This window comes from Nocardioides sp. cx-173, from assembly GCF_021117365.1.
GTDB lineage: Bacteria > Actinomycetota > Actinomycetes > Propionibacteriales > Nocardioidaceae > Nocardioides.
The window spans coordinates 4,129,801-4,155,303 of sequence record NZ_CP088262.1; the positions used below are offsets into that span (position 1 = coordinate 4,129,801).

Here is a 25,503-nt window from a genome sequence, read left to right on the forward strand (position 1 = left end):
ATTGGGGATAAGATTCGCGCATGGCACCCACGAGCGGCTCCCCCAAGGTGAGCTTCACCGGACCGCAGATCGGGACGCCAGTGCGTGCGCCGAAGACCGCCGAGCTGATCGCGGGTCACCTGCGGCGACAGATCGTGCGCGGGGAGCTGCAGCCGGGACGCACCCTGCCTCCCGAGATCCAGCTCATGGAGCAGTACGGCGTGTCCCGCCCGACGCTTCGGGAGGCCTTCCGCATCCTCGAGGCCGAGGCCCTGATCAGCGTCCGTCGTGGCAGCCGTGGCGGGGCCCAGGTGATCGCACCGGAGGTCGCGGTCGCTGCGCGGTACGTCGGGCTGCTGCTGCAGATCCAGGGCACCACGATCAACGACGTGTACGAGGCGCGGATGATCACCGAGCCCCCCTGCGCGCGGCTGCTGGTGGAGCGACACACCGAGGACGACCTCGCGAAGCTCACCGAGGTCGTGGAGCAGCTCAAGGCGGAGGTCCACTCGAGCAAGCCGTTCGTCCCCGACCCGGACACGTGGAGCCGGCTGACCTACCGGTTCCACGAGCTCATCCTCCAGGGCAGCGGCAACAAGACGCTGGCGATCCAGGGCGCGGTCCTGGCCGACATCGTCGCCACTCATCTGCGCACCAAGATCGCGCGCGGCTACGACGACGAGCCCTCCGAGCGTTTCCAGCGGGTGATCCGCTCGTTCACCAAGTTCATCGGCATCGTCAAGACCGGAGACGCCGCAGCGGCAGAGAAGCACTGGCTCTCCCACATGGAGGCGGCCGCGCAGTTCCTGCTGAAGGACGATCTCAAGACCAAGCCGGTCGTCGACCTGTTCTCCTGAGCCGCCTGCAGCCGGCCGTCGGCCCGTTCCCCTCCCGGGAACGGGCCGACGGCGTCAGGTGACCGCGCCGGCGATCTTGAGCTCGATCAGCTTCTCGTCGGAGAAGCCGAGCTCGCTGAGGACGTCGTCGGTGTGCTCGGCGAACAGTGGCGCGCGTCGGGCCTCGGCGGGCGTCTGGTCGAACTGCACCGGACTGACGACCAGCTCGCGCTCCACGCCGTCGGCGTCGGTGAGCTTTCCGATGTAGCCGTTGCTCCGCAGCGCCTCGTCGTTGGACACGCCCCAGGCGTCCTGGACGGCCGCCCACTGCGCCTGCAGGCCCTTGAACTGGTCGATCCACTCGTCGAACGTGCGCGAGGCCAGGACCTCGGCGATGATCTCCGCTGCCTGCGGGGCGTTCGCCATCAGGTGCTCGACGGTGTCGAAGCGCTCGTCCTCGGGAAGGTCGGGCCGGCCGATGGTCTCGCAGAACTCGCGCCAGTACGGGCCTGGCTGCACCGTCGCGAGCCACAGCCAGCGACCGTCCGAGGTCTTGTAGGCGCCCACGAGGGGGTTGCGAGCCGATCCGTGCCGCGGCACCGGCGGCCGTGGCGGCGGGCCGCCGGCCATCATCGCGAGGTTGACCGTGAACTGGGTCGCCCAGGCGCCGACGCCGAGCAACGACACGTCGATGACCGCCGGCTCACCGGTGGTCGTGCGGGCATAGAGGGCGGCCGCGATGCCGCCGGCCATGGCCATGCCCCCCTGATTGTCGCCGTACGCACCGGCGGGCATCGGCGCGATGACCTCCGCCCCCGGCGGGGTGGCGCCGGCGGCGCTGCCGGCGCGGGCCCAGAAGGCGGTCATGTCGTAACCACCCTTGTCCGCCTCCTCGCCGCGCTGCCCGAAGCCCGACCCACGCACATAGATGATGTCGGGGTTGATCGCGCGGACGTCCTCGAGCTCGATCCCCAGCTTCGCCCTCGCGCTCGGCAGGAAGTTCGTGATGAAGACGTCGCTGCGCCGGATCAGCTCCTCCAGGACCTCGCGCGCCTCGGGCTTCTCCAGCGCCAGGCCCACGCTCCGCTTGCCTCGGTTGGCCGCGTCGAAGATCGGCGAGAAGCTGCTGCCCTCGGTGATCGCGTCGACACCGAGGACGGTCGTCAGGCCGCGCTGGCCGTCTCCTCGCACCGCGTGCTCGACCTTGGTCACCTCGGCGCCCCACTCCGCCAGGATCGCCCCGGCTGCGGGCACGAACGTGAACTGGGCCACCTCGAGCACCCGGACACCCTGCATCGGCTTGTGCATCGTCGTCTCTCCTCGCGATCGTCTGAGCGTTACGTAATCAAGTCGTCTAGGGACGGCGCAGCAGCATGGCGCCCCCGGGCGCCCCGCCGCCGGTGGTCACCACGGCCACGCCGGCGTCGGCCACCTGCCGCCCGTCGGCTTCCCCGCGCAGCTGCAGCATCGCCTCGCGGATGAAGCCGAAGCCGTGCAGCCGGCCGGCCGAGAGCTGCCCCCCGTGCGGGTTGAGCGGCAGCCGCCCGTCGAGCGCGATCCCCCGACCCTCGTCGATGAAGTCGGCCGCGCCGCCGGGCTCGCAGAAGCCCAGCGCCTCGAGCCACGACACCGCGTTGAAGGTGAAGCCGTCGTAGAGGAGCGCGAGGTCGACGTCGTCGTGACGCAGGTCCGTCCGCGTCCACAGATGGGCGGCCGGTCCCGCCGTCTGCGGCTCGTGGGACAGGGTCCCCTGGTCCCAGCTGAGCCGTTCGGTGATCTGGGTGCCGATCGCCTCGATCTTGATGGCCGGGTGCGGACGGTCGCCGGCGGTCTCGACCGCAGAGACGACGATCGCCGTCGCTCCGTCGACCGGGACGTCGCAGTCGTACAGCCCGAACGGCGTGGTGATCATCCGAGCGGCGTGGTAGTCGTCGATAGTGATCGGGTCCCGGTAGATCGCCTCGGGGTTGCGCGACGCGTTGGCCCGCGAGTTGACGGCCACCCACCCCAGCATCGACCGGTCGCCGCCGTAGCGGTGGAAGTAGTTGGACGCGAAGACACCGATCCAGTTGGCGGCGGACATCGCGCCGTACGGCGAGAGGTGCTCCACCATCCCGGTGGCACGTGACGGCGGCGCGTCCCAGGTGCCGTCGCGAATCATCGCGGCGAGCGACGCCTCCCACACCGTGCGGAAGCAGAGCACGTGCCGGCACAGCCCGGAGGACACGGCCATCATCGCCGCGATGACCGGTCCGACCTGCCCCGGCATGTCGCCCCCGGCGTTGATCCAGGTCGGGTGCAGCTGGAGCGCCTCCGCGACCGGCCAGATGCCGCCCTCGGACATGCCGGGCGAGCCGACCCGGCCGGGATAGGTCGAGAGCCCGTCGATGTCGGCCATCGTCAGTCCCGCGTCCGCGACGGCACGCTCGCAGGCCTCGACGGTCAGCGACACGGGGTCGACGAGCAGACGCCGGCCCACGCGCGACTGGCCCACCCCGGTCAGCACGGCGCGATCCTCGAAGCGCACCGACGAGGCCGGAGGCCGCACCGACGCCACGGTGTCGACCGGGACCTCGAGGGTCTCGCCGGCACGGTCGGGGTCGGGCTCGAAGAGGGGGAGATGGACGTCCTCGACGTGCTCGAACACCACCCGGACGGCCATCCCGACACGGGCCTCGTCGACCGGGCAGTTGACGATGTTGGTCGTCAGCCGGGCGCCGGGGTCCTCCTCCAGCGCCACCACCGCGATGACGTACGGCGGCGGGAAGCCGGCGAGCCACTGCTGGTGGTTGACGGTGAAGCCCGCGACCACCGCGCGGCCGGACACCGGCGCCAGCCCGACGTTCGGGCCGTGACAAGACCGGCACCGCGGCAGCGGCGGATGCGTGTAGGCCCCGCAGTCGGCGCAGCGCTGCACGTGGAGCGCGCCGCCCGCTCCCGCAGACCAGAACCCCGCACTCGCGAGGGTCGGCTGCGGAAGCGGACGGCGTACCTGCGTCTTGTCGTCGACTCCCTCAGACACGGGGGAAGTTCAGGACTTCACGCGCGTTGAGCTCGACCATCTTGCGCACGTCCTCGTCCGGCACATCGAGGAACGACTCGGAGAGGACCTTGCGGCTGTTGGGCCAGTTGCAATCCACGTGCGGGTAGTCGATCTCCACGGTGATGCGGTCGATGCCGATCTCATGACGGTTGCGGATGCCGAAGTCGTCGTTGATGAAGCAGCCCCAGAAGTGCTTCTTGAACAGGTCCGTCGGGCGGGTGTGGAAGTCGATCGGCTGGTAGTGGCGGTGCCGCTCCCACATCAGGTCCAGGCGCTCCATGATGTAGGGGAACCAGCCGATGCCGCCCTCGGCGAGCATGAACTTGAGCCGCGGATGCTTCTGGAGCTGCCCGCTGAACACCAGCTCGACCGCGGACCACATCAGGTTGGTGGCGTAGACGACGAACGTGGCGATGCTCGGCACCTCGTCGTCCGCGGCGTCCGCGTTGCCGCCCATGCGCGCCGACACCGACTTGAACTGCTCACCTTGGAAGTTGGGGCGAAGCGCCTTCGCCGAGGCGTGGAAGCCCGGCACGAAGCTGCCTGAGCCGAAGTGCAGGCTCACCACGATCCCGGTCTCCTCGAAGACGTCCCACAGCGGACCCCAGTGGTCACTGGAGAAGCCCGGCAGGCCGAGCGGGGACGGGTTGTCGGGGAAGGAGACCAGGCGGGCGCCCTTCGCGGCCACCCGCTTCAGCTCCGCGACGGCCAGGTCGATGTCCCACAGGGGCAGGATCGCCAGCGGCACGAAGCGCGACGGGTCGGTCCCGCACCACTCGTCGATGCTGAAGTCGTTCCACGCCTGCAGGCTCGCAAGCCCGAGCTCCTTGTTCTTGGAGTTGAAGAAGACGCGGCCACCGAACCCGGGGAAGGACGGGAAGCACGCGGCCGCCTGGACGCCGTCGACGTCCATGTCCTTGACCCGCGCGACGGGGTCGTAGCACCCGGGGATCATGTCGTCGAACCGGAGCGGCTCCATGCCCACCTCTTCCGGCTTCTTGCCGGCGACGGCGTTGAGGCCGATGTAGGGGAAGATCTCGCCCTCGAAGGTCCACAGGTGGCGGCCCTGCTCGTCCTCGATGATGCGCGGCCCCTCGTCTTGGAACTTGGCCGCCAGACGATCGCTGAACACCCGCGGGTGCTCGATCAGGTGGTCGTCCACGGAGACGATCTGCATGTCATCCTGAAGCGGCATTCTGTCGTCCTCCACGTATCGAACGGCGTTGTTTGACGGGTGGCCCATCATATAACCTATTGTATTGATGACACAACAAGTGGAGGGATTCCCGGGATGACCGAGGACGAGAACCCGTACTGGGACGAGGACGACCACGACCTGCTGACCTTCACCGAGTCGGGCTCGCGGCTGCAGAAGGCGATCGAGCGCACCCGCCGAGCACTGGACGAGGCCGACTCCGCGACAGTCCGCGCCTCGCTGGAGGCGCGACTTGCCGCCCTGCACGACGCCCACGCCCGCAGCACTCGGACGGCGAGCGAGAAGCCCGGCGAGGCCGGCTTCCTCGGCTACCAGCCCCCCGACGCTGCGGACTGAGCCGCAACGGCGGGCACTGCTGATGTGGTTCTCGACAATCAGGTGAATGATTGCATTATAGTGACCGAACTCACGCGGACCACGAAGGAGCGAGATGAAGGTCACCGTCGATCCCGACAAGTGCCAGGGGCACACGCTCTGCTTCATGCAGGCACCCGATCTGTTCCTGCTCGACGACCTCGACGGCCACGCCAGCGTGGTCACCGGCGAGGTGCCCGAGGGTCGCGAGGAGCAGGCGCACGAGGCGATCAGCTCATGCCCCGAGCAGGCGATCGCGGTGGTCGCATGACCGCCACGGAGCACCCTGAGGCGGCCGCGGACGAGACCGCACGCAAGCAGCCGGTCTTCCAGTTCGACCGCCACGCCCCCGACTACCGCGAGCACTTCGGCGAGATCACCAAGGAGATGCAGTCCAAGTGCCCCGTCGCGTGGTCCGACACCCACGGCGGCCACTGGGTGGCCAGCGGCTACCAGGAGGTCTTCGACATCGCCCGGCGCGCCGACGTGCTCTCCAACGACCATGACGTCAAGGGCGTGCGCAAGGGCTACAAGGGCATCACCATCCCCGCAGCGAGCACCCAGCAGGGCGGCTTCCTCGAGATGGACCCGCCGTACCAGCGCTACTACCGCCAGGCGCTGAACCCGTACCTCTCCCCCGCCGCGGTGGCGCGATGGACGCCCTTCGTCGACGAGATCGTCCGCGCGGCCATCAACGAGAAGATCGAGAGCGGTTCGATCGACTTCGTCGACGACCTGGCGAACATCGTCCCGGCCGTCCTGACCCTCGCCATGCTCGGCATCCCGGTCCAGGACTGGGAGATCTACTGCGACCCCACGCACGCGCTGGTCTACACGCCGCGCACCTCCGAGCGCTTCCAGGTGGCGCTGCAGCAGATGGCCGTGATGATGGGTCACCTGCAGCAGGCGCTCACCGACAGCCGCACCGATCCGAAGCCCGGCCTGGTCAGCGCCCTGGCCGGCCTGGAGTGGGACGACCACCAACCGGACGACCAGGAGCTGCTCGGCGTCCTCAGCCTTCTCATCGGCGGCGGGTTCGACACCACGACCGCGCTGACCGCGCACGCGCTGGACTGGCTCTCGCAGAACCCCGCCGACCGGGCCCGACTCAGCGCCGAGCGGGAGACCCTGCTCGACTCCGCGACCGAGGAGTTCCTGCGGTACTTCACCCCGGCACCTGGTGACGGCCGGACGATCAGCGAGGACTGCGTGCTGGCGGGCACGGAGTTCAAGGAGGGTGACCGGCTCTGGCTCTCCTGGGCCATGGCCAACCGGGACCCGAAGACCTTCGAGAACCCCGACACGGTGGACCTGGCCCGCAAGGGCAACAAGCACACCAGCTTCGGTCTCGGCATCCACCGGTGCATCGGCTCGAACATGGCCCGGATGGTCTTCAAGAGCATGCTGACCGCTGTGCTCGACCGGATGCCCGACTACGTGTGCGACCCCGCCCGCGCCGTCCACTACGAGTCCGTCGGCGTGATCCAGGGCATGCAGCACCTCCCGGCGACCTTCACGCCGGGCGAGCGCATCGGTGCCGGCCTGGACGAGACGCTGGCGGCCCTGCAGCGGGCGTGCGAGGAGCAGCAGCTCGCCGCGCCGATCACCGAGCGCCGGGCGCGCGCGGACGTCTGAGCCTCGCCGACAGCGACCACCCGACGACCACAGATCTGGAGTACCGGTCCCATGACTGACCGATTCGATGCGCGCCTCTCTGCCGAGGACGAGCGCGCCCTGTCCGAGCTCTCGGCCCGCTACGCCGTGGCCTGCGACATGCGGGACCGGCACGGCTTCTGCGACCTCTTCACCGACGACGTCGTGGTGATGGTCCACTACGCCGCCGAGGACCGGCCGCGGGTCGCCGTTGGCCTCGAGAACGTGGGGAGGGTCCCCGAGCAGCTGACGCGCTACGCCAAGACCTTCCACATGCTGGGGCAGTCGACGTACGCCGAGGGCGAGGAGCCCGGCACGGCGACCGGCGAGATCTACTGCGTCGGTCACCACATCACCGGCACCGAGCCGATCGTGGACGTCCGCATGCACCTGCGCTACCACGACGACTACCGCCACACGGACAACGGTTGGCGGATCAGTCGCCGCGAGGTGTTCGTCGACTTCACCACCACGGAGGCCGTCACGTGGGCGGCCGGCCTGAGCGCACGTCCGCCGACGACCGCAGCCCTGCGCAGCGTCCGAGGCTCTGGCTGAGCGTGCTGCCGGCGAGGAGGACGGCGCAGGGACGGTCATGACCGCGGCAGTGCGTGGGCTCGAGGGCGGCAAGAACGCCGCCCTGCTGGTCGTCGAGGTGCAGAACGGCATCGCCAACCCGGCCTACGACGCCTCTCCGCTAGCGGCCCAGGTCACCGCGCGCGGGATCGTCGCGCGCATCAACACCCTGGCCGACGTGTTCCGGCGAGCTGGGGCGCCGGTCATCTTCTGCACCATCGCGGCCGCCCAGGCCGACTGGTCGGGATTCCGTGTGAACTGCGCCCTGGCCGCACGGATCCGCCGCAAGGGGCTCCTGGTCGCCGGCGCGGACTCGGCGGCGATCCACGACGACCTGATCGTGGAGCCGACGGACGTCGTCAGCACCCGCACACACGGCATGGCGCCCTTCACCGGCACCGAGCTCGATGCGACGCTGCGCGGCTACGGGATCGACACCGTCGTGCTCACCGGCGTCTCGACCAACATCGCCCTTCCCGGTGCGGCCACCGAGGCGATCGGGTTGGGCTACGAGGTGGTCCTGGTGGAGGACTGCACCGCGGGCGCGACGGCCGAGACGCACGAGTTCCAGACCACGATGCACCTGCCGCTGCTGGCGACGATGACGACGGCGGACGCGGTCGCCGAGACGCTGCCTCGGGGCGCTAGCGCGGAGGCATCCGGATCGCCCCGTCGAGGCGGATCGTCTCGCCGTTGACGTAGCCGTTCTCGAGGAGCGTCACCGCCAGGTGCGCGTAGTCGTCGGGATCGCCGAGCCGACTCGGCATCGGCACGCTGGCCTCGAGTCCGGCCCGGATGTCCTCGCGCAGGCGCGCGAGCATCGGCGTGTCGAACGTGCCCGGAGCGATGGTGTTGACCCTGATCAGGCGACTCGCCAGATCCCGGGCCGCCACCAGCGTGATGCCGTGCACCCCGGCCTTCGCCGCGGTGTACGACGTCTGGCCGATCTGGCCGTCGAACGCCGCGACCGAGGCGGTCATGATGATCGCGCCCCGCTCGCCGTCGACCGGCTCGGTCCTGGCGATGCGGGCCGCCGCGAGCCGCAGGACGTTGTAGGTCCCGGCGAGATTCACCCGGAGCACCTCCGTGAAGGTCTCCAGGGAGCCGGGCTGGCCATCCCGGTCCAGGATGCGCACGCGGTCCCCGCCGCGCCCGGCGCAGTGCACCGCGCCCCGCAGCGGACCGAAGGCGCCCTCGATCTCGTCGAGGGCGTTGCCCATGCTGTCCTCGTCCGCGACGTCGGTCTTGGCATACAGCACCCGGTCCCCGAGCTCGGCCGTCACGTCGTCGGCGGGCGGGTTCAGGTCGGCGATACCGACCCGCGCGCCCTTGGCGAGCAGCCTGCGCGTGGTCGCGAGGCCGAGTCCGGATGCGCCGCCCGTGACCAGGATGGTGGCGGAGTCGAGCTTCATGAAGTCTCCCTCTAGTCGGCGATGAGTTCGATGATCGTGGCGTTGGCCATCCCGCCCGCCTCGCACATGGTCTGCAGGCCGTAGCGGATGTCGTTGTCCCGCATGTGGTGGATCAGCCGGGTCATCAGGATCGCTCCGGAGGCGCCGAGCGGGTGGCCCACCGCGATCGCGCCGCCGAGCGGGTTGAGCCGGTCGTGACGGGCGCCGGTCTCGACCTCCCAGGCCATCGGCACGCTGGCGAACGCCTCGTTGACCTCGAAGGCGCCGATGTCGTCGATGGTCAGGCCCGCCCGCTTGAGCACCTTCTCGGTCGCCGGGATCGGCGCGGTCAGCATGATCACGGGGTCGTCTCCCACGGCCACGCCCGCGACGAACCGCGCGATCGGTCGGAGCCCGAGCTGGGCGGCGCGCTCGCTGGTGGTGATCAGCAGCGCCGCGCACCCGTCGGAGATCTGGGAGCTGTTGCCCGCGTGGATCACGCCGTCGTCGAGGAAGGCGGGCTTCAGGCCGGCGAGCTTCTCCATCGACGACTCTCGCCGCACCCCCTCGTCCATGCTCAGCTGTCCGTCGGCCCCCGTGATCGGGATCAGCTGGCCGTCGAAGGCGCCGGCGTCGATCGCCGCCGCGGCCTTCTGGTGCGACTCGAGGGCGAACTCGTCGAGCTGCGTGCGGGAGAGGCCCCACCGCTTCGCGATCTCCTCCGCCCCGAGGCCCTGGCTGAAGCTGTCCCGGTCGTAGCGTGCCCGGACCCGCGGTCCGAACGGCTGGCCCGTCGCCCGCGCCGCGCCCAACGGGATCCGGCTCATCGACTCGACCCCGCCGGCGATGACGATCTCGTTGTGGCCGGCCATCACGCTGGCGACGGCGAAGCTCACCGCCTGCTGACTCGACCCGCATGCGCGGTCGAGCGTGACCCCGGGGATCCGCTCGGGCCAGCCGGCCGCGAGCACCGCGAGCCGACCGACGTTCGTGGACTGGTCGCCCACCTGGGTGACGCAGCCCCAGATCACGTCCTCGACCAGCTCGGGGTCGAGCCCGTTGCGCGCCACCAGGCCGTTCAGCACATCGGCGGCCAGGTCCACCGGGTGCTCGCCCTGCAGCGAGCCGTTGCGCCGGCCGATGGGCGCGCGCGCCGCGTCGATGATGACGGCATCCAGCATGGACCCTCCTGGTGGATTAGAACAATGAGTTATCTTTATGGACTCTATCGTACCGGCGGGCGCCGCCCGGCCACCACCCTGCGACCGGCGCTATGATCCGCGGCATGGTGTCCCCGAGCAGCCGACCCCCCATCGCTGGCCAACAGATCGGCACCACGGTCCGGGCGCCCAAGACCGCCGAGCTGATCGCCACCCAGCTCCGGCGCCAGATCGTGCACGGCGAGCTGCGGCCCGGAATGACGCTGCCGCCCGAGATGCAGCTCATGGAGCAGTACGGCGTCTCCCGCCCCACCCTGCGCGAGGCCTTCCGCATCCTGGAGGCCGAGGCGCTGATCAACGTGCGGCGAGGCAGCCGGGGCGGCGCACAGGTCACCACTCCCGAGGTCTCGGTCCCCGCCCGCTACATCGGGCTGCTGCTCCAGATCCAGGGCACCACGATCAACGACGTCTACGACGCCCGGACGCTCCTCGAGCCGCCGTGCGCTCGCCTGCTCGCGCAGCGCCGCACCGATGACGACATCGCCAAGCTCCGCGACGTGGTGGAGCAGGTGAAGGCGCAGGTCAACAGCACGAAGCCCTTCGTCCCTGACGCGGAGTCCTGGTCACGACTGACCTATCGATTCCACGAGCTGGTCCTGGAGGGCAGTGGCAACAAGACCCTCGCACTGCAGGGGGCCGTCCTCGCCAACATCGCCGCGACGCACCTGCGCTCGAAGATCGCCAAGGGCAACGAGTCCGACCCGCTCTCGCGCTTCCAGCAGACCATCAAGTCGTTCACGAAGCTGATCGAGCTCGCGGAGGCCGGCGACGCCGACGCCGCACAGCAGCACTGGGCCACGCACATGGATGGTGCGGCCAAGTACCTGCTCAAGGACGACCTCGAGGCGAAGCCCGTCGTCGACCTCTTCTACTGACCCTCGCGAGCGACCGGCGCCACACCCTGGTCCGCGACGCTGATGGCCATCTCCGGGCAGGAGGAGATGGCCTCGGCGAGCGCTCGCGCCTGTGCCGGGTCCGAGGGCACCTCGTCGCGCGTGACCTCGCCGTAGCCGCGCTCGTCGTCGGTGAAGATGTCCGGGGCGATCTCGTAGCAGCGACCGTGTCCCTGGCAGGCCGACTGGTTCAGCAGGACCTTCATCGGTTCACCTCGTCCTTGTCCCACTCAAGCATCAGATGGTCCACGCCCCGCACGAAGTGGGCGTTCCACTCGGGCACGTAGCCCTCCTTGAGGCGGTAGTTCGGGATGCGCTTGTGCCACTCGCGCACGACCGTGCGCAGCTCCATCCGTGCCAGGTGTGATCCCAGGCAGCGGTGGGGCCCCGCACCGAAGGCCAGGTGACGCTTGTTCCCCGACCGCACGTCGACGGTGTCGGCACCGGGAACGGCCGGGTCGATGTTGGCGGCGCCGAGCAGCACGTCGACGACCTCCCCCTTCTTGAAGGGGCACCCGAGAACCTCGACGTCCTGGGTCGCGGTGCGCGGGAGGACCGACTGGACCGGTGACTCCCAGCGCAGCAGCTCCTCGATGAGGTTGTCCGTGGTGTCCGGCTCGTCGACCAGCATCTGCCGCGCCTCGGGGTTGGTCGCGAGGAAGTTGAAGATGCACTGCAGCGAGACCGACACCGTGTCCAGACCGGCGGAGATGAACAGGAACAGGGTCCGCGCGATCTCGTTGTCGCTCAGCAGGCGGCCGTCGCTCAGGCGCGCGTCGAGCAGCCGGGAGATCACGTCGTCGGCCGGCTGGTCGCGCCGCTCGGCGATCACCTGGTAGAGGTAGGCGTAGATCTGCGGCACGGTCTCCGCCAGGAGCTTGAGCCCGCCCTCGACACCGCCACCGAGCCGGACGTTGTGGATCATCACGTCCTTCCAGTGCAGCAGCTTCGGCAGCTCCGTCTGCGGCACGCCCAGCAGGTCGAGGAAGGTCGAGCCGGGCAACGGGACCGACAGCTCCTGGGAGAAGTCGCACTCGCCCCGGTCGATGAACGCGTCGATGAAGCCATGGGTGTGCGCCGCGACCGTCGGCTGCAACGCCGCCATCCGGCGAGGCGAGAACGCCGGGTCGAGCAGCTTGCGGTACTCCGCGTGCTGCGGCGGGTCGATGCCGATCGGGATGGGCGGCTCCGCACTGCCCATGATCCCCATGGCGCTCGAGAACAGGTCCGGGTTGCGCAGGACGAACTCCACGCCCTCCCGGCTGAGCAGCTCCGGGTTGCCGCGCTCGGTCTCGCCGTGCACGAACGGCCCGCGAGCCTGACGCTCGTGGAAGAAGGCGCGTGGCTCCGCCGATCGCCGATAGGCGATCTCACGGAAGCGTTCATCGCGGACGGTCGGTGCGTCGGTCATAGGAGCTCCTTCAGGGACGGACACGTGTCAATGTAGGGAGATTCCACGCCGATACGGCCGACGGTCCCACCGAGCGGCACGCGTCTCACGCGACGACACCATCGGCGCGCAGAGCGGCAATCTCGTCCGTGGGGTAGCCGAGCGTGGCCAGCACCCCGTCGGTGTCCCCGCACCACCGCGAGCGCGGCCGCCGCACCACTGGGGAGTCCGACAGTCGCGGCGCCGGCGCCGGCTGCGAGACGCCGTCCCACTCCACGTAGGTGCCGCGCTCACGCAGCTCGCGCGACGCCCCCGCCTCGGCGAGCGACAGGACCGGCGTCACGCAGGCGTCGCGGCCCGCGAAGACCTCCTCCCACGCGGCCCGGGTGCGCGACGCGAAGATCTCGCCCAGCGCGGCGGCCTGCGCCGGCCATCGGGAGCGATCGTGCTGGGGCCACTCGTCGGGGTCGAGCGCGAGGGCGTCGAGGAGGTCGCGGTAGAACTGCGGCTCCAGCGACCCGACCGCCATGAACCCGCCGTCCGAGGTCCGATAGGTGCGGTAGAAGGGGGCCGCGCCGTCGAGGAGGTTGTCGCCGCGCTCATCGCTCCAGGAGCCGGCTGCCAACATCCCGTGCATCATCGAGGTCAGCGAGGCGACCCCGTCCACCATTGCCGCGTCCACCACCTGGCCCCGACCGGTGCGGCGCCGCTGGTGCAGGGCAGCGAGGACACCGAGAGCGAGGTAGGTCCCACCGCCGCCGAAGTCCGCCAGCATGTTCAGCGGTGGCAGTGGCGGCGCGTCGGCGGGCCCCAGGGGGAAGACCGCACCCGCCAGGCCCGCGTAGTTGATGTCGTGCCCCGCCTGCTGCGCCCGGGGTCCGGACTGTCCCCAGCCGGTCGCGCGACCGTAGACCAGCCGGGGGTTGACCGCGAGCAGGTCGTCGGGCCCGATGCCCAGCCGCTCCGTGGCGCCGGGACGCATCCCCTCGAGGAACACGTCGGCGTCGCCGAGCAGGCGCAGGAGCACCGACCGGCCTCCCTCGCTGCGCAGGTCGATCCCGACACCGCGGTGGCCGCGGGTGCGCGGGTCGTCGTGCAGCGACAGGCCGGTCACCCGCTCGGAGCGACCCGGCCGGTCCACCCGGGTGACCCGCGCCCCGAGGTCGCTCAGGAGCATCGCGGCGAACGGGACCGGACCCATGGCGCTCAGGCAGACGACGTGCAGGTCGCCGAGCGCCTGGGACTCCCGGTCCTCCGCACCCGGAAGGCTCACCGGTCCTGCCAGACCGGGTCGCGGCGCTCGCGGAACGCGGCGACGCCCTCGGCCGCGTCCTCGGAGCCGAACACCGCCTCGAGGTGCTGGCGCTGCCGCACGAACCCCTCGGCGATCGGCCAGTCGGCGGACTCGATCGCCACCCGCTTCGACGCGCGGACCGACATCGGCGCATTGGCCGCGATCTCGCGTGCGAGCTCCATCGCGGCGTCGAGCGCCTGACCGTCCTCGACCAACCGGTTCACCAGCCCGAACTGGGCGGCCTTCTCGGCCGTCAGCGCAGCGCCCGTCAAGATGAGCTCCATCGCCAGCATGTGTGGCAGGCGGCGGGGCAGGCGGAAGACGCCCCCGCCCCGCGCGGCGAGACCCCGCTTGACCTCGGGCAGGCCGAACTTGGCGCCCGTGCCTGCGGTCACCAGGTCGCAGGAGAGAGCGATCTCGAAGCCACCGCCCAGCGCCCACCCCTCGACCGCGGCGATCAGCGGCTTGGCCGGGGGCTTCTCGACCAGCCCGGCGAAGCCGCGCACGTCGTCGCGCACCTGCTCACCGGCCGCGAACGCCTTGAGGTCCATGCCGGCACAGAACGTCGACCCGATGCCGTGCAGCACGCCGACCCGGAGGTGCGACGTGGCGTCCAGCAGGTCGAGGGCCTCGGCGATCCCCCGCGAGACCGCGCCGTTGACGGCGTTGCGTTGCTCCGCGCGGTTGATGCTGATCTGCAGCACGCCATCGGACTCGCTGAGCAGGACCTCGCTCATCGCATCGCCGAGTGGCCGAGCAGGTGCTTGCCCATGTGCAGGATCTGGATCTGGCTGGTTCCCTCGGGGATGGTCGCCTCGCGGGCGTCCCGGAAGTAGCGCTCGACCGGGGACTCCTCCATCAGGCCCGCCCCACCGTGCAGCTGCAGGGCCAGGGTCGCCGCCTTCTGCACCGACTCGCCGCAGTAGTACTTCGCCATCGAGCACTCGTAACGGCCGGGCTCGCCCGCGTCGAGGGCTCGGGCCGCCTGGTAGCCGAGCAGCCGGGACGTCTCGGTGAGGGTGGCGATCTCGACCACCATCTGCTGCACGAGCTGGAAGGCGGCGATCGGCCTGTCGAACTGCTGACGTTGTTGGCAGAAGGTGATCGACGCCTCCAGGCACGCCTGCGAGAGACCCACCGCACCCATCGCCATGTTCAGCCGGCCCGAGTTGATCGCCGACATGCCCAGCCGCAGGCCACCGCCCACCTCGCCGAGGACGTTGGCGGCCGGGACGAACGTGTCGTCGAAGGTCAGCTCACAGCTCGTCGTCGACCGCAGCGGCATGTGCGGGATGTCGTGCACCCCGAAGGTGGACTCCGCGGAGTCGACCAGCAGGCCGGTCACGCCCAGGTCCTCGCCGTCGTCACCGAGGACGCGCACGAAGAGGATGCCGAAGTCGCAACCCAGCGCGTTGGTGATGTAGAGCTTGCTGCCGTTGACGACGTAGCCGTCGCCGCGGCGGCGCGCGGTGGTCCGCAGCGAGCCCGCGTCGGAGCCCGCCCCGGGCTCGGTCAGGCCGAACCACCCGAACCGCTTGCCGGCGAGCAACGGAGCCAGGAACCGCTCGCGCTGTCCCTCGTCGGCCGTAGCCGCGAGCACCCGGGCGACCATGCCCTGGACGTTGACCGTGGTGCGCAGCGAGCCCCAGCAGCGTCCGGCCTCCTCCATCAAGATGGCCTGCATCATCATCGACATCTGGTCCCCGCCGGCCGACTCGGGGACTCCGCCGCGCACGTAGCCGAACTCGTAGAGCTCCGGCAGCAGATCCCAGGGGAAGGTCTTGGCCCGCTCGTGGTCCGCGACCAGGGGCGCGATCTTCTTGTCCAGGAAGGAGCGGACGGAGTCGCGCAGCGCGCGCTCGTCCTCGTCGAGCAGGGTGGACATGGCCACATCCCATCAGCGTCGAAGCAATAGTTGTTTCATCATACTGATTGGCCGGGACCTCGATGACCGAGTCCGGGCCCGAGTACGCCGGTCGGTCAGCGCCGCTTCCAGCTGCCGTCGTCGTGCCAGTGGTCCTCGACGACCGAGAGCGGCGCGTCCCAGCACTCGAGGTACGCCGCACCGGCCGGCCCCGCCGTCATCGTGTAGGGGACGCCCGCCTCGGCGACCCAGAACCCCGCCCGCTCGAGCTTCACGGACTCCTCGCCGCTCTCGCCGTACTCGACGGCGAGATCACCGTCCAGGACCAGCATCAGCTGCTTGAGGTTGTGGTGGCGGGTCGGCAGCGTGCGGCCGGGCTCGAGCTTGCGGCCACGCCACTGAAACGCCGCCTCGACCTTGGTCGAGTGCGAGAGCGCGCCGCCCAGGGTGCCCTCGAAGTCGAACGGCGCGGCGCTGAGCGGCTTGGCGACCCCGCGGTCGTGCCAGTAGTGGTTGATGTCGCCGGCGGTGAAGTGGATCGATTCCCAGCCGTCGTGGTCGCGGAAGTCGAAGAAGTCGATGGGCATGCGTGCATCCTCCCGACGCGCGCGGCCCGGATCACGGCTTCGTCCCGCCAGCCGAAACCGGAGCCGGACGCAGACGATCAGTCGATGCGCGCCGGGCTCTTGAGCAGCGAGCCGGCGTCCACCCGGATCTGCTGGCCCGTGACGTAGCGGGCCTCGTCGCTGGACAGGAACAGCACCATGTTGGAGATGTCGATCGGCTCGACATAGGGGATCGGCATCGCGTGGAACCGCATGAAGGAGGGCATCACGTCCTCGCGAGTCGGGTTCTCCAGGTCGGGACGGAAGACCGAGTAGACCTCCTTGTTGTGCACCAGGTGCGTGTTGACGTTCGTCGGGTGGATGCAGTTCACGCGGATGAACTTCGACGCCAGGTGCAGCGCCATCTGCTCGGTGTAGCCGATCAGCGTGCGCTTGGACCACATGTAGCCCGCGCCGCCGGGGCCGAACAGGGGGTTGTCGACGGCGCCCTTCATCATGCCGGCGGTCGACCCGGTGATCACGACCGAGCCGTGGTCGCGCAGGTGCGGGATCGAGACCGCGACCGCGTTCATCGCGCCGATGAGGTCGACGTCGGTGGCGTCGACGAAGTCGCCCGCCTCCCCGCCCTCGGCGTACGAGCGCATCGGGGAGATGCCGGCGTTGGCGACGACGATGTCGAGGCCGCCGAGCTCACGCACGCCCTGCTCCACCGCGGCGCGCAGCTCCGAGCGCTCGCGGACGTCGGCCTGCACCGCCACGATGCGGCCACCGGCGGCCTCGACCAGGCGCACGGTCTCGTCGAGGTCCTCGGCCCGAGACAACGGGTACTGGTTGGACTCGATGTCCTTGCAGAGGTCGACGGCGATGACGTCGGCGCCCTCCTCGGCCAGGCGCACAGCGTGGCTGCGGCCCTGTCCACGGGCGGCGCCGGTGACGAAGGCGACCTTGCCCTTCACACGTCCAGTCATGGGTGACTTCCTTTCGGTCATGCCGGCGCCGCGACGGACTCGGCGATGGTCTTGTGCTGGAGGAACTCGCCGAACGAGGCGAGCCCCATCTCGCGGCCGAGGCCGGACTGCTTGTAGCCCCCGAACGGGGCGTCCGGCGCGTAGTAGCTGCCACCGTTCACGGCGAAGGTGCCCGTGCGGATCGCGCGGGCGACCTTCAGCGCCCGCTCCCGGTCGGCCCCCCACACCGCGCCGGACAGGCCGAAGATCGAGTTGTTCGCGATCCGGATCGCATCCTCCTCGCCGTCATGCGCGAGCAGCACGAGCACCGGCCCGAACAGCTCGTCCTGGGCGATCTCGGAGTTCTCGTCCGCGTTGACGATCAGGGTCGGCGCGTACCAGTAGCCAGCCCCCTTGTCCTGGGGGATCTCGCCGCCCACGACCACCTTCGCGCCGTCGGCGATCGCGCGCTCGACGTAGCCGGCGACCTTCGCCTGCTGGTCGGCGGTGATGAGGGGGCCGGTCCAGTGCGCCGGGTCACGCACGTCGCCGTACGGCGCATTGCCGAGGATGCCCGCGAGGATCCCCTCCGCCTCGCTGAGGCGAGCACGGGGAACGACCAGACGGGTCGTCGACGAGCAGCCCTGGCCCGCGTGCGAGAGGACATTGGTCGCGGCGGCCTGCGCCCCGGCGGCCAGGTCACCGTCGTCGAGGACGATCGAGGCCGACTTGCCGCCGAGCTCGAGGAGGACCCGCTTCAACGTGCCGCTCGCGGCGGACATGATCTGCTTGCCCACGCCCGTGGATCCGGTGAAGGTGACGACGTCGACGTCGGGATGGACCGTCAGCTCCACCCCGGTCTCCAGCTCCGAGGAGGTGATCACGTTGACCACGCCGGCGGGGATGTCGGTCATCTCGGCGATCACGTGACCGATCGCGAGGAGCGACCAGGGAGTCTGCGGCGCGGCCTTCAGCACCACGGTGCAGCCGGCGGCCAACGCCGGCCCGAGCTTGGCTATCGCGAGGTGGATCGGCACGTTGTAGCCGGTGATGGCGGCGACCACGCCCGCCGCCTCCTTCTCGATCCACCGGTGGTTGTCGCGGCCCCACATCGTGCGCACACCGAGGTCCTCGCTGAACTCGAAGGTCTCGAGCTGGTCGGCGTACCAGCCGAGGAACTTGATCGGCTCGTCGACACCGGCGACGTAGGTCATCGCGAGCGGCATGCCGACCTCGTCGATCATGATCTGGCGGATCTCTTCCTTCTTCTCGGTCAGGCCGTCATGCAGCTGGCGCAGGCAGCGGACGCGCAGGTCCCGGTCCGTGGACCAGTCGGTCTCGTCGAACGCCCGTCGCGCGGCGGCGATCGCCCGGCGCGTGTCACCCACCGTGGCGTCGGCGGCGACGCCGAGGACCTCCTCGGTGGAGGGCGAGATGTTCTCGTACGTCCGACCGCCCTCGGCGGTCACCAGCTCACCGTCGATGAGCAGTCGGTCCTCGTGCCAGCCGGCCACGATCACCCTCCTAGTTCCCGCGGTGCCTTACCGCGCGCTCACGGTAGGTGTGTCGCGGAGCACATCGGCCGACCTCGTCCCGGCAGGCGGAACCACGCCCAGTCCGCCCCGAGAGCGTCAGCCCGCGCGCCGCGTGACCCGGATCGGCGCGCCCCGGCGCGGGACGCTGGTGATGTTGCGGACGCGCGGCCGGTCGGAGCCGAGGGCCTCGACGGCGTACGCCGAGAACACCTCGCGCAGCACGGCGACGCCCTCCATGAGCGAGAAGCCGGCGCCGATGCAGCGCCGGGCGCCACCGCCGAAGGGGATCCAGGTGTGGGGTGGCGGGTTGGCGCCGACGAAGCGGTCGGGCCGGAAGGCCTCCGGGTCACCGAACGCCTCGGAGCGCTGGTGGCTGACGATGATCGACGGGCCGACGGTCGTGCCGGCCGGGAGGTCGAGCCCGCCGATGGTGGCGGGCCGCATCAGGGTGCGCGCGACCATGGGGATGACCGGGTGCAGGCGCATCGACTCCTTGAGCACGGCCTCCAGCCACGCGTCGCCGTCGGCGTCCCCCGCGTCGGCGGCCGCCTGCGTGCGCGCGAGCAGGGCCGGGTCCCGGCCCACCTCGTAGAGGGCCCACGACAGGGCCGTGGCGGTCGTCTCGTGGCCGGCCAGCAGCAGCGTGACGAGCTGGTCGCGCAGCTCGGTGTCGCTCAGCTGATCGCCCGGCGCGCCGCCCTCGTCGGCGCCGGCCAGGATCAGCCGCGAGAGTACGTCGGTCCGCTCGGCGAGGTCGGGAGCGAGGCGGCGCTCGCGGATCTCGGCGTACATGAGCCGGTCCAGCGCGTACTGGTTGTCGACCGTGCGCTTCCACGGGCCGTAGCGCTGCAGCCGTGGGTAGCCCCAGCCGAGCAGGATCGCGGGGCTGATGTCGACCGTGGCGTTGACGCACGGGCGCAGCCGCGCCAGCCGCTCCTCGTCGGTGACGCCGAAGACCACCCGCAAGATGACCTCCAGCGTGAGCGCGTTCATCCGGTCGAGCGAGCGGAAGTCCGCGCGGTCGCGCCAGCCGGCCACCTCCGCGCGCGCCAGCTCGCCGACCAGCGTGCGGTACTCGCGCAGGGCCTGCCCGTGGAACGCCGGCATCAGCAGTCGGCGCGCCCGCTGGTGCTCCACGGAGTCCTGCAGCAGCAGCGAGTGCCTGCCCATGACGGGACCGAGGATCGCGTTGCCCTTGCCGGCGTGGAAGACCTCCGGGTCGGCGGCGAAGATCTCCCGGATGTGCTCCGGCCTGGTGAAGAGCACCAGCGGCCTGCCGGCGGGCACGAGCCGGACCGTGTAGACGCCCCCGAACCGGCGCGCGAGGTAGGGGTGGAACCAGTGCCGCAGCCGCATCAGCGCGACGCTCTGCACCAGCGCCGGCCAGCGGGGGCCCGGCGGCAGCAGGGAGGGGTCGACCCGCGGCAGCGCGCCGCGGCCGCCGGAGCTCATCTTGCGGAAGCGCCGGGCGGTCAGCTCGGAGACGTCGTCGAGGAGGACCACCCTCGCCATGCTACGAGCGCGTCAACCCCCGGAGGCCAGGGCGCGGAAGCGCTCGAGCGCCGCCGGCATCCCCAGCTCCTCGCGGAGCTCGGGGTGCTCCAGGTAGAGACGGCACAGCCCCAGGACGGCGTCCGGGTCGCTCGCGAGCTTCTCCGCGTCCAGCGTCGGCGAGGAGGTGCGCGCCCCGGGCCCGAGCGGGTTCTCGCCGTCGAAGCGGCCGGGCTCCACGTCGAAGGACAGCCAGTTGTGAATGGGGTCCTCGGGCGTGGGGACCAGGTCGGTCCAGCCGCGGTGCCGGGTCCAGTGCGGCCACACGCCGCGCACCACCTCCCATCCGAACGACATCGGCTGCGCCTGGGTGCGCAGCACGATGCGCGTGGGCGTCAGCAGGATGCCCTTGGACGGCGTGAGCCGGCTGCGGACGCCGCCGTAGGCGCCGACGAGCATGAGCAGGCCGAACAGCAGCAGGAACAGCGAGATCACGACCATGAGCACGTTGTCGCCGGTGCTGCCGTCGAGGCCCTCGGTGACCGCGAACACCGGGACCAGCAACAGCAGCAGCCCGAAGACCAGCATCGCGAGGATGCTGACGACGCGCACCCCGTGCACGGGCAGCAGCGTGCCCCGGCCCTCGGGCCCGTCGTACGTCGTGGGAGCGAGGCGACGCCGGGAGTTGTCGAACGGGAGCACCGCGACGGCTCCGGCGAGCACGAGCAGCGGCACCGCCGCCCAGACCTTGCCGTCGACCAGCGCCTTGACGGCGGCGGTGGCCAGCATTGCCGCCACCAGGAGCGCGCCGACCAGGAGCAGGTAGCGCCGCCGCGGGTGCAGGTGCCAGCCCGCGCCGGAGTCGTTGAAGGTCAACGGGGTGGGTGCCTGGGTCACGGACCCCTTCCTACCCGTCCCGCCGACTGGTCACACGAGCGACCTACGCTCGTGAGATGCGCCCCTCTCTGCGAGCCCGGCTGCTGTCGGTGCTCGCCGTCGTCCCGCTCGTGCTCAGCCTCGCCACCGTCCCGGCCCCCGCGGCCCCCGCGGCCCCCCGGAGCGACACCCTCTTCCCGTCGCTGGGTCACTCCGGGTACGACGTCCGTCACTATGACGTCAGCCTCGACTACTCCCCGGCGACGAACCGCCTGGAGGCGCGCACCCGGATCCGGGCCGTCGCCGCCACCCGGATCCGGTCCTTTGCGCTCGACTTCGTCGGGATGCGGGTCCGCGCGGTGCGCGTCGGCGGCGATGCCGCCCGCTGGCATCGACGCGGCCAGCAGCTGGTCGTCGTCCCGCGCGCGCCGGTGCGGGGCCGCTTCACCGTCGTCGTCGAGTACGCCGGCGTGCCGCGGACCTACGTCGACGCCGACGGCTCGAAAGAGGGGTGGGTGCCCACGAAGGACGGCGCCATCGCCCTGGGCGAGCCCGTCGGCACGATGACCTGGATCCCCTCGAACAACACCCCCGGCGACAAGGCGCGCTACACCTTCCGGATCACCGTGCCGCGCGGCGTGCAGGCGGTCGCCAACGGCAGCCTCGCCCGCCGGGTGCGACACGGCGGGCGCACCACGTGGACCTGGCAGGCGCGCGACCCGATGGCGACGTACCTGGCGATGGTCGCGGTGGGGCGCTTCAAGGTCTACCGCTCGACGGCCCGCTCGATCACCGGCCGCAAGGTCCCGGTCTGGACCTTCGCCGACCCCCGCCACGACGTGCCGCTCGCGGTGAGGCGGGCGCTGCCGCGGGTGATGCGCTTCGAGGAGCGGCTGTTCGGGCCGTACCCGTTCACCTCCACCGGCATGGTCGTCGACGACGCCGACGTGGGCTACGCGCTGGAGACCCAGACCCGGCCCTTCTACCCCTTCGACGTGGACGCCGGGACGCTCGTGCACGAGATGGCCCACCAGTGGTACGGCAACTCGGTCGGCTTCCGCGACTGGCACGACATCTGGCTGGCCGAGGGCTTCGCGACGTACGCCGAGTGGCTGTGGGCCGAGGCGCAGGGCGGGGAGGGGCCGGCGGAGCGGTTCGACGCGCTGTACGCCAGGCCGGCCTCCGCGCCGCTGTGGCGCCCGGCGCCCACGGAGTTCACCGGCCCCGAGGACCTGTTCGGCGACCCCGTCTACCTGCGCGGCGCGATGACGCTGCAGGCGCTGCGCGAGCGGATCGGCGACGCGGACTTCTTCGCCTTCCTCAAGACCTGGGCCCGGACCCACCGCCACGGCACCGCGAGCACCGCCCAGCTGGTCGCCGTCGCCGAGCGGGTCTCCGGCGAGCAGCTCGACGCGCTGTTCGCCGACTGGCTCGAGCTCGACGGCAGGCCCGCGGGCTACTAGTCGAGGAGGCCGCGGCGACGGGCGATCGCGGCGGCCTCGGTGCGGCCGGCGGCGCCCAGCTTGCCGAGGATGTTCGAGACGTGCACCGAGACCGTCTTGGCGCTGATGAAGAGCAGCTTGGCGATCTCGCCGTTGCTCCGGCCGTCGGCCACGAGCGCGAGGATCTCGCGCTCCCGGGCTGTCAGGGCGTCCGGGACCGACTCCGTGCGCTGCGGCACGCCACCGAGCGCGCGCAGCTCGTCGAGCAGCGGCTGGGCGCCGAGCGCGTGGGCGGTCTGTCGCGCCAGGTCGCCGACCTCACGGGCGCCGGCCGGGTCGCCGGCCGCCCGCAGGATGCCGGCGAGGGCGACCTGGCAGGCGGTCCGCTCGTGGACGTGGCCGAAGGCGTCGAACAGCGCCACCGCCTCGCGCCAGGTCTCGACCAGCGTCTCCTGCGGCGGCGGGTCGACCCCCGCCAGCCAGTGCGCCCGCAGGGCCTCCGCCTCGAGCCGCTTGACCCAGGCGCGGCCCTCCGGGCCCCAGTGGCCCGAGGGGTCGGTGTAGCGGTCGAGGACCGTGCGGCCGTCCTCGGCGAGGCGGTCGACGCGGGCGGCGTACCGCTCGCGCTCGACGGCGCTGAGCCGCGGCAGCGCGGCGGCCACCCCGGCGACCGCCACCGCGGCCAGGCGGATCCGGGCGCTGAACCAGCCGCGCCAGATCCGGCTCAGCACCTCCACGACGTCGTCGTAGACCGCGAGCACGGCGGCCGGGTCGGCGCGCCGCGCGGCGGCCACCATCTCGAGCGCCGCGGCGTGGATCGCGACCGAGCCCTCCCGCGACCAGAGCGGGCGCAGCCTCGCGGCCTCGGCGGCGACGTCGGCGCCGCGCGCCTGCTGCACGTGGAGGCGCTCGGTGAGCAGCATCCCCTGCGGGATCGGGGGCGGGTGGGGGTCCAGCACCTCGGTGAGGCGGAGGACCTCGTCCCACTCGCCGCGGATGAGGTGCACCATCGCGAGCTGGTAGCGCGACTCGAAGGCGTACGGCGCCCAGGGCAGGCCGGCCTCCGCGGCCCGCTCGATCGCGGAGGCGAACCACGCCACGGAGTCGTCGAACTCGGCCCAGTCCTGGAAGGAGCGGCCGAGGAAGAACCGTCCGCGCAGCTCGGCGTGGACCGCGCCGGCCTCCTGGGCACGGACGACCGCCTCGTCCAGGGCCGCCCGGAGGCCCTCCTTGGGGCCGGCCTTCTTCAGCCCGCCGAGAGTGGTGATCGCGTCGGAGGCGAGCTCGTGGAGGTCCAGCCTCTCGGCCAGGCCCAGCGCGTCCATCCCCACCGCCTGCGCCTCGGCGTAGCGCCCGGAGGCGGCGAGGATCCGCGCGTGCGTGGCCAGGACCCGAGCGCGCAGCGGGCTCTCGCCCTCCGGGGCGAGCTCGACGGCCCGCGCCGAGAGCGCGGTCGGGTCCTGCTCGGACTCGGTGATGTAGAGCGCGTTGGCCTGGGCGCTGAGCATCCGGGCGCGACCGGCGGCGCCGGCGTCGGCGGGGAGGCGGTCGAGCTGCTCCTGGATGACGGCCACCGCCCGCTCCGGGTCACCGCTGGCGGTCAGGGCGTCGGCGGTCGCCACGACCAGCTTGGAGAGGTCCAGGTCAGCGTCGGCATGACGGGCGGGGTCGGCGAGCAGCTCGAGTGCCTGTTGGAAGTGGTAGGCCGCCTCGTCGGGGCCGCCGACGGTCGAGGCCTCGTTGCCGGCGCGGATGCTGGCGCTGAGCGCGGTGTCGAGGTCGTTGGCGAGGCGGGCGTGACGCGCCAGCTCCGCGGCGGTGCCGCGGGCGCGTCCCTCGCTGAGCGCCACGGCGTACTGCCGGTGCAGCCGCACCCGCTCGCCGGGCAGCAGGTCGTCGTAGACGGCCTCCCCGAGCAGCGCGTGGCGAAACGCGTAGCGGCCGTGCTCGGCCACCAGGACGTTCATCTCCACCGCCCCGCGCAGGCCCTCCTCCAGCGCCTCGGCGTCCAGCCCCGACGCGGCCTCGAGCATGTCGTGGGCGACCTTGCGACCGCTCGCGCTGGCCGCGCGGACGACCTGCCGCGCCGACTCGTCGAGCCGGTCCAGCCGGACCAGCAGGACGTCGGCGAGGTCGGCCGGCACCCAGCTGCCGGGCTGGGCCGCGGCACTGGTGAGCTCCTCCACGAAGAAGGCGTTGCCCTCGGCCCGGTCCACGATGTCGGCCAGCTCACGCTCGCTCAGCCCGGCCGGGACGAGCTGTCCCACCAGGGCACGTACGGCGTCGTCGGCCAGCGGGGCGAGCGCCATCCGGTCGACCCCGCGCAGGCGCGACCACTCCGCGACCTGGCGGCGCAGGGGGTGGCGGCGGTGCAGGTCGTCGGAGCGGTACGACGCCACGATCGCGACCGGCGCGTCGAAGGGCCGGGAGAACAGGAAGCCGAGCATGTCGCGGGTGGAGCGGTCTGCCCAGTGCATGTCCTCGATGACCAGGAGCAGCGGACACCGCTCCGCGGCCGCCTCGAGCAGCGCGTGGACGGCGCCGAACAGGTCGGCGCGGTCGAGCGAGGGCCCCTCACCGGCGACGGCCGCGGAGAGCACGCGGCGCCCGGGCTGGAGTCGCGCCAGGGCCGGATGGGCGGCCGCGACCGAGCCGACGACGTCGCCCAGGTCCGTGGCGAGCCGGCCGAGGACCTCCGAGAAGGGCAGGTAGGGCAGCGCGCTGTCGCCGAAGTCGAGGCAGTGCCCGGCGACCACCTGCCAGCCCTCGGCCAGGGCGAGGTCGCGCAGCTCGAGCAGCAGCCGGGTCTTGCCGACCCCCGCGTCGCCGGAGAGCAGCACGATCCCGCCGTCGGACGCACGGACGCCGAGCGACGAGGCGAGCTCCGTCAGCTCGGCGTCGCGGCCGACCAGGGTGGTGCTGGGGTGCGACATGGGCTCA

The 25,503-nt window shown here is 71.4% G+C and carries 24 protein-coding genes; 8 read left to right on the forward strand and 16 right to left on the reverse strand.

Features of this window, described 5'->3' with window-relative positions:
• The first annotated feature begins 20 nt into the window (after window positions 1-20).
• Window positions 21-836, forward strand: a complete 816-nt coding sequence (locus LQ940_RS20200) for a FadR/GntR family transcriptional regulator (RefSeq protein WP_231241796.1) — start codon at window positions 21-23, stop codon at window positions 834-836.
• Window positions 837-890: 54 nt separating this feature from the next.
• Here the strand turns inward: LQ940_RS20200 and LQ940_RS20205 are convergent, their stop codons facing one another.
• Genes LQ940_RS20205 through LQ940_RS20215 form a run of 3 tightly spaced genes read right to left on the reverse strand, consistent with a single transcriptional unit; the run spans window position 891 to window position 5,053 of the window.
• Window positions 891-2,123: a CaiB/BaiF CoA transferase family protein gene (locus LQ940_RS20205; protein WP_231241797.1), complete on the reverse strand. Its 1,233-nt coding sequence runs from the start codon at window positions 2,121-2,123 to the stop codon at window positions 891-893.
• Window positions 2,124-2,169: 46 nt separating this feature from the next.
• A complete protein-coding gene (locus LQ940_RS20210; RefSeq protein WP_231241798.1) occupies window positions 2,170-3,837 on the reverse strand; it encodes a thiolase C-terminal domain-containing protein in 1,668 nt (555 codons plus the stop codon).
• On the reverse strand, window positions 3,830-5,053 hold the full coding sequence (locus tag LQ940_RS20215; protein ID WP_231241799.1) for an amidohydrolase family protein: 1,224 nt from the start codon (window positions 5,051-5,053) through the stop codon (window positions 3,830-3,832). The genes LQ940_RS20210 and LQ940_RS20215 overlap by 8 nt, the downstream gene beginning before the upstream one ends.
• Window positions 5,054-5,149: 96 nt before the next feature.
• Here LQ940_RS20215 and LQ940_RS20220 point away from each other — a divergent pair, with 96 nt between their 5' ends.
• The 5 genes from LQ940_RS20220 to LQ940_RS20240 all read left to right on the forward strand — a co-directional run bounded on the left by LQ940_RS20220 (window position 5,150) and on the right by LQ940_RS20240 (window position 8,351).
• Window positions 5,150-5,410, forward strand: coding sequence for a hypothetical protein (locus LQ940_RS20220; protein WP_231241800.1), 261 nt, complete (start codon window positions 5,150-5,152; stop codon window positions 5,408-5,410).
• Window positions 5,411-5,504: 94 nt separating this feature from the next.
• Entirely contained in the window at window positions 5,505-5,699 is a 195-nt protein-coding gene (locus LQ940_RS20225; protein ID WP_231241801.1) for a ferredoxin, read from the forward strand.
• Window positions 5,696-7,063, forward strand: coding sequence for a cytochrome P450 (locus LQ940_RS20230; RefSeq protein ID WP_231241802.1), 1,368 nt, complete (start codon window positions 5,696-5,698; stop codon window positions 7,061-7,063). Before LQ940_RS20225 ends, LQ940_RS20230 begins: the two co-directional genes overlap by 4 nt.
• Window positions 7,064-7,114: 51 nt before the next feature.
• Window positions 7,115-7,636: a nuclear transport factor 2 family protein gene (locus LQ940_RS20235; protein ID WP_231241803.1), complete on the forward strand. Its 522-nt coding sequence runs from the start codon at window positions 7,115-7,117 to the stop codon at window positions 7,634-7,636.
• Window positions 7,637-7,673: 37 nt separating this feature from the next.
• Window positions 7,674-8,351: a cysteine hydrolase family protein gene (locus LQ940_RS20240; RefSeq protein ID WP_231241804.1), complete on the forward strand. Its 678-nt coding sequence runs from the start codon at window positions 7,674-7,676 to the stop codon at window positions 8,349-8,351.
• Here LQ940_RS20240 and LQ940_RS20245 read toward each other — a convergent pair.
• Window positions 8,299-9,066 (reverse strand): SDR family oxidoreductase, encoded by a 768-nt coding sequence (locus LQ940_RS20245; RefSeq protein ID WP_231241805.1) that lies wholly within the window; start codon window positions 9,064-9,066, stop codon window positions 8,299-8,301. The genes LQ940_RS20240 and LQ940_RS20245 overlap by 53 nt on opposite strands.
• A gap of 11 nt (window positions 9,067-9,077) precedes the next feature.
• Window positions 9,078-10,226 (reverse strand): thiolase family protein, encoded by a 1,149-nt coding sequence (locus LQ940_RS20250; RefSeq protein WP_231241806.1) that lies wholly within the window; start codon window positions 10,224-10,226, stop codon window positions 9,078-9,080.
• A gap of 104 nt (window positions 10,227-10,330) precedes the next feature.
• Between LQ940_RS20250 and LQ940_RS20255 the strand changes: the two genes are divergently transcribed.
• Window positions 10,331-11,140: a FadR/GntR family transcriptional regulator gene (locus LQ940_RS20255; protein ID WP_231241807.1), complete on the forward strand. Its 810-nt coding sequence runs from the start codon at window positions 10,331-10,333 to the stop codon at window positions 11,138-11,140.
• On the opposite strand, the gene LQ940_RS20260 is transcribed toward LQ940_RS20255, so the two are convergent.
• The 10 genes from LQ940_RS20260 to LQ940_RS20305 form a co-directional block, all read right to left on the reverse strand.
• Window positions 11,134-11,364, reverse strand: a complete 231-nt coding sequence (locus tag LQ940_RS20260) for a ferredoxin (protein ID WP_231241808.1) — start codon at window positions 11,362-11,364, stop codon at window positions 11,134-11,136. The two genes, LQ940_RS20255 and LQ940_RS20260, sit on opposite strands and share 7 nt — an antisense overlap.
• Window positions 11,361-12,569 (reverse strand): cytochrome P450, encoded by a 1,209-nt coding sequence (locus LQ940_RS20265; protein WP_231241809.1) that lies wholly within the window; start codon window positions 12,567-12,569, stop codon window positions 11,361-11,363. Before LQ940_RS20265 ends, LQ940_RS20260 begins: the two co-directional genes overlap by 4 nt.
• An 85-nt stretch (window positions 12,570-12,654) precedes the next feature.
• Window positions 12,655-13,821: a CaiB/BaiF CoA transferase family protein gene (locus LQ940_RS20270; RefSeq protein WP_231241810.1), complete on the reverse strand. Its 1,167-nt coding sequence runs from the start codon at window positions 13,819-13,821 to the stop codon at window positions 12,655-12,657.
• Window positions 13,818-14,579, reverse strand: coding sequence for a crotonase/enoyl-CoA hydratase family protein (locus tag LQ940_RS20275; protein ID WP_231241811.1), 762 nt, complete (start codon window positions 14,577-14,579; stop codon window positions 13,818-13,820). The genes LQ940_RS20270 and LQ940_RS20275 overlap by 4 nt, the downstream gene beginning before the upstream one ends.
• On the reverse strand, window positions 14,576-15,727 hold the full coding sequence (locus tag LQ940_RS20280) for an acyl-CoA dehydrogenase family protein (RefSeq protein WP_231241812.1): 1,152 nt from the start codon (window positions 15,725-15,727) through the stop codon (window positions 14,576-14,578). The genes LQ940_RS20275 and LQ940_RS20280 overlap by 4 nt, the downstream gene beginning before the upstream one ends.
• 95 nt (window positions 15,728-15,822) lie before the next feature.
• A complete protein-coding gene (locus tag LQ940_RS20285; protein WP_231241813.1) occupies window positions 15,823-16,293 on the reverse strand; it encodes a hypothetical protein in 471 nt (156 codons plus the stop codon).
• A 77-nt stretch (window positions 16,294-16,370) separates the two neighbouring features.
• Window positions 16,371-17,240 carry a mycofactocin-coupled SDR family oxidoreductase gene (locus tag LQ940_RS20290; RefSeq protein WP_231241814.1) on the reverse strand — a complete coding sequence of 290 codons (870 nt, stop codon included), beginning with the start codon at window positions 17,238-17,240 and terminating at the stop codon, window positions 16,371-16,373.
• Between the two features lie 17 nt (window positions 17,241-17,257).
• Entirely contained in the window at window positions 17,258-18,733 is a 1,476-nt protein-coding gene (locus LQ940_RS20295; RefSeq protein ID WP_231241815.1) for an aldehyde dehydrogenase family protein, read from the reverse strand.
• 117 nt (window positions 18,734-18,850) lie between these two features.
• Entirely contained in the window at window positions 18,851-20,257 is a 1,407-nt protein-coding gene (locus LQ940_RS20300; protein ID WP_231241816.1) for a cytochrome P450, read from the reverse strand.
• Between the two features lie 21 nt (window positions 20,258-20,278).
• On the reverse strand, window positions 20,279-21,142 hold the full coding sequence (locus LQ940_RS20305) for a hypothetical protein (protein ID WP_231241817.1): 864 nt from the start codon (window positions 21,140-21,142) through the stop codon (window positions 20,279-20,281).
• A gap of 56 nt (window positions 21,143-21,198) precedes the next feature.
• Between LQ940_RS20305 and LQ940_RS20310 the strand changes: the two genes are divergently transcribed.
• Entirely contained in the window at window positions 21,199-22,584 is a 1,386-nt protein-coding gene (locus tag LQ940_RS20310) for a M1 family metallopeptidase (protein WP_231241818.1), read from the forward strand.
• On the opposite strand, the gene LQ940_RS20315 is transcribed toward LQ940_RS20310, so the two are convergent.
• A complete protein-coding gene (locus LQ940_RS20315) occupies window positions 22,581-25,496 on the reverse strand; it encodes a helix-turn-helix transcriptional regulator (protein ID WP_231241819.1) in 2,916 nt (971 codons plus the stop codon). The genes LQ940_RS20310 and LQ940_RS20315 overlap by 4 nt on opposite strands.
• Between the last annotated feature and the right edge of the window lie 7 nt (window positions 25,497-25,503).

What these genes read in the sequence shown, in the direction of transcription:
- LQ940_RS20200 (WP_231241796.1), top strand. Translation starts at nt 21, where the DNA reads ATGGCACCCACGAGCGGCTCCCCCAAGGTGAGCTTCACCGGACCGCAG.
- LQ940_RS20205 (WP_231241797.1), bottom strand. Translation starts at nt 2,123, where the DNA reads ATGCACAAGCCGATGCAGGGTGTCCGGGTGCTCGAGGTGGCCCAGTTC.
- LQ940_RS20215 (WP_231241799.1), bottom strand. Translation starts at nt 5,053, where the DNA reads ATGCCGCTTCAGGATGACATGCAGATCGTCTCCGTGGACGACCACCTG.
- LQ940_RS20220 (WP_231241800.1), top strand. Translation starts at nt 5,150, where the DNA reads ATGACCGAGGACGAGAACCCGTACTGGGACGAGGACGACCACGACCTG.
- LQ940_RS20225 (WP_231241801.1), top strand. Translation starts at nt 5,505, where the DNA reads ATGAAGGTCACCGTCGATCCCGACAAGTGCCAGGGGCACACGCTCTGC.
- LQ940_RS20230 (WP_231241802.1), top strand. Translation starts at nt 5,696, where the DNA reads ATGACCGCCACGGAGCACCCTGAGGCGGCCGCGGACGAGACCGCACGC.
- LQ940_RS20235 (WP_231241803.1), top strand. Translation starts at nt 7,115, where the DNA reads ATGACTGACCGATTCGATGCGCGCCTCTCTGCCGAGGACGAGCGCGCC.
- LQ940_RS20240 (WP_231241804.1), top strand. Translation starts at nt 7,674, where the DNA reads ATGACCGCGGCAGTGCGTGGGCTCGAGGGCGGCAAGAACGCCGCCCTG.
- LQ940_RS20245 (WP_231241805.1), bottom strand. Translation starts at nt 9,066, where the DNA reads ATGAAGCTCGACTCCGCCACCATCCTGGTCACGGGCGGCGCATCCGGA.
- LQ940_RS20250 (WP_231241806.1), bottom strand. Translation starts at nt 10,226, where the DNA reads ATGCTGGATGCCGTCATCATCGACGCGGCGCGCGCGCCCATCGGCCGG.
- LQ940_RS20255 (WP_231241807.1), top strand. Translation starts at nt 10,331, where the DNA reads ATGGTGTCCCCGAGCAGCCGACCCCCCATCGCTGGCCAACAGATCGGC.
- LQ940_RS20260 (WP_231241808.1), bottom strand. Translation starts at nt 11,364, where the DNA reads ATGAAGGTCCTGCTGAACCAGTCGGCCTGCCAGGGACACGGTCGCTGC.
- LQ940_RS20265 (WP_231241809.1), bottom strand. Translation starts at nt 12,569, where the DNA reads ATGACCGACGCACCGACCGTCCGCGATGAACGCTTCCGTGAGATCGCC.
- LQ940_RS20275 (WP_231241811.1), bottom strand. Translation starts at nt 14,579, where the DNA reads ATGAGCGAGGTCCTGCTCAGCGAGTCCGATGGCGTGCTGCAGATCAGC.
- LQ940_RS20280 (WP_231241812.1), bottom strand. Translation starts at nt 15,727, where the DNA reads ATGTCCACCCTGCTCGACGAGGACGAGCGCGCGCTGCGCGACTCCGTC.
- LQ940_RS20285 (WP_231241813.1), bottom strand. Translation starts at nt 16,293, where the DNA reads ATGCCCATCGACTTCTTCGACTTCCGCGACCACGACGGCTGGGAATCG.
- LQ940_RS20290 (WP_231241814.1), bottom strand. Translation starts at nt 17,240, where the DNA reads ATGACTGGACGTGTGAAGGGCAAGGTCGCCTTCGTCACCGGCGCCGCC.
- LQ940_RS20310 (WP_231241818.1), top strand. Translation starts at nt 21,199, where the DNA reads ATGCGCCCCTCTCTGCGAGCCCGGCTGCTGTCGGTGCTCGCCGTCGTC.
- LQ940_RS20315 (WP_231241819.1), bottom strand. Translation starts at nt 25,496, where the DNA reads ATGTCGCACCCCAGCACCACCCTGGTCGGCCGCGACGCCGAGCTGACG.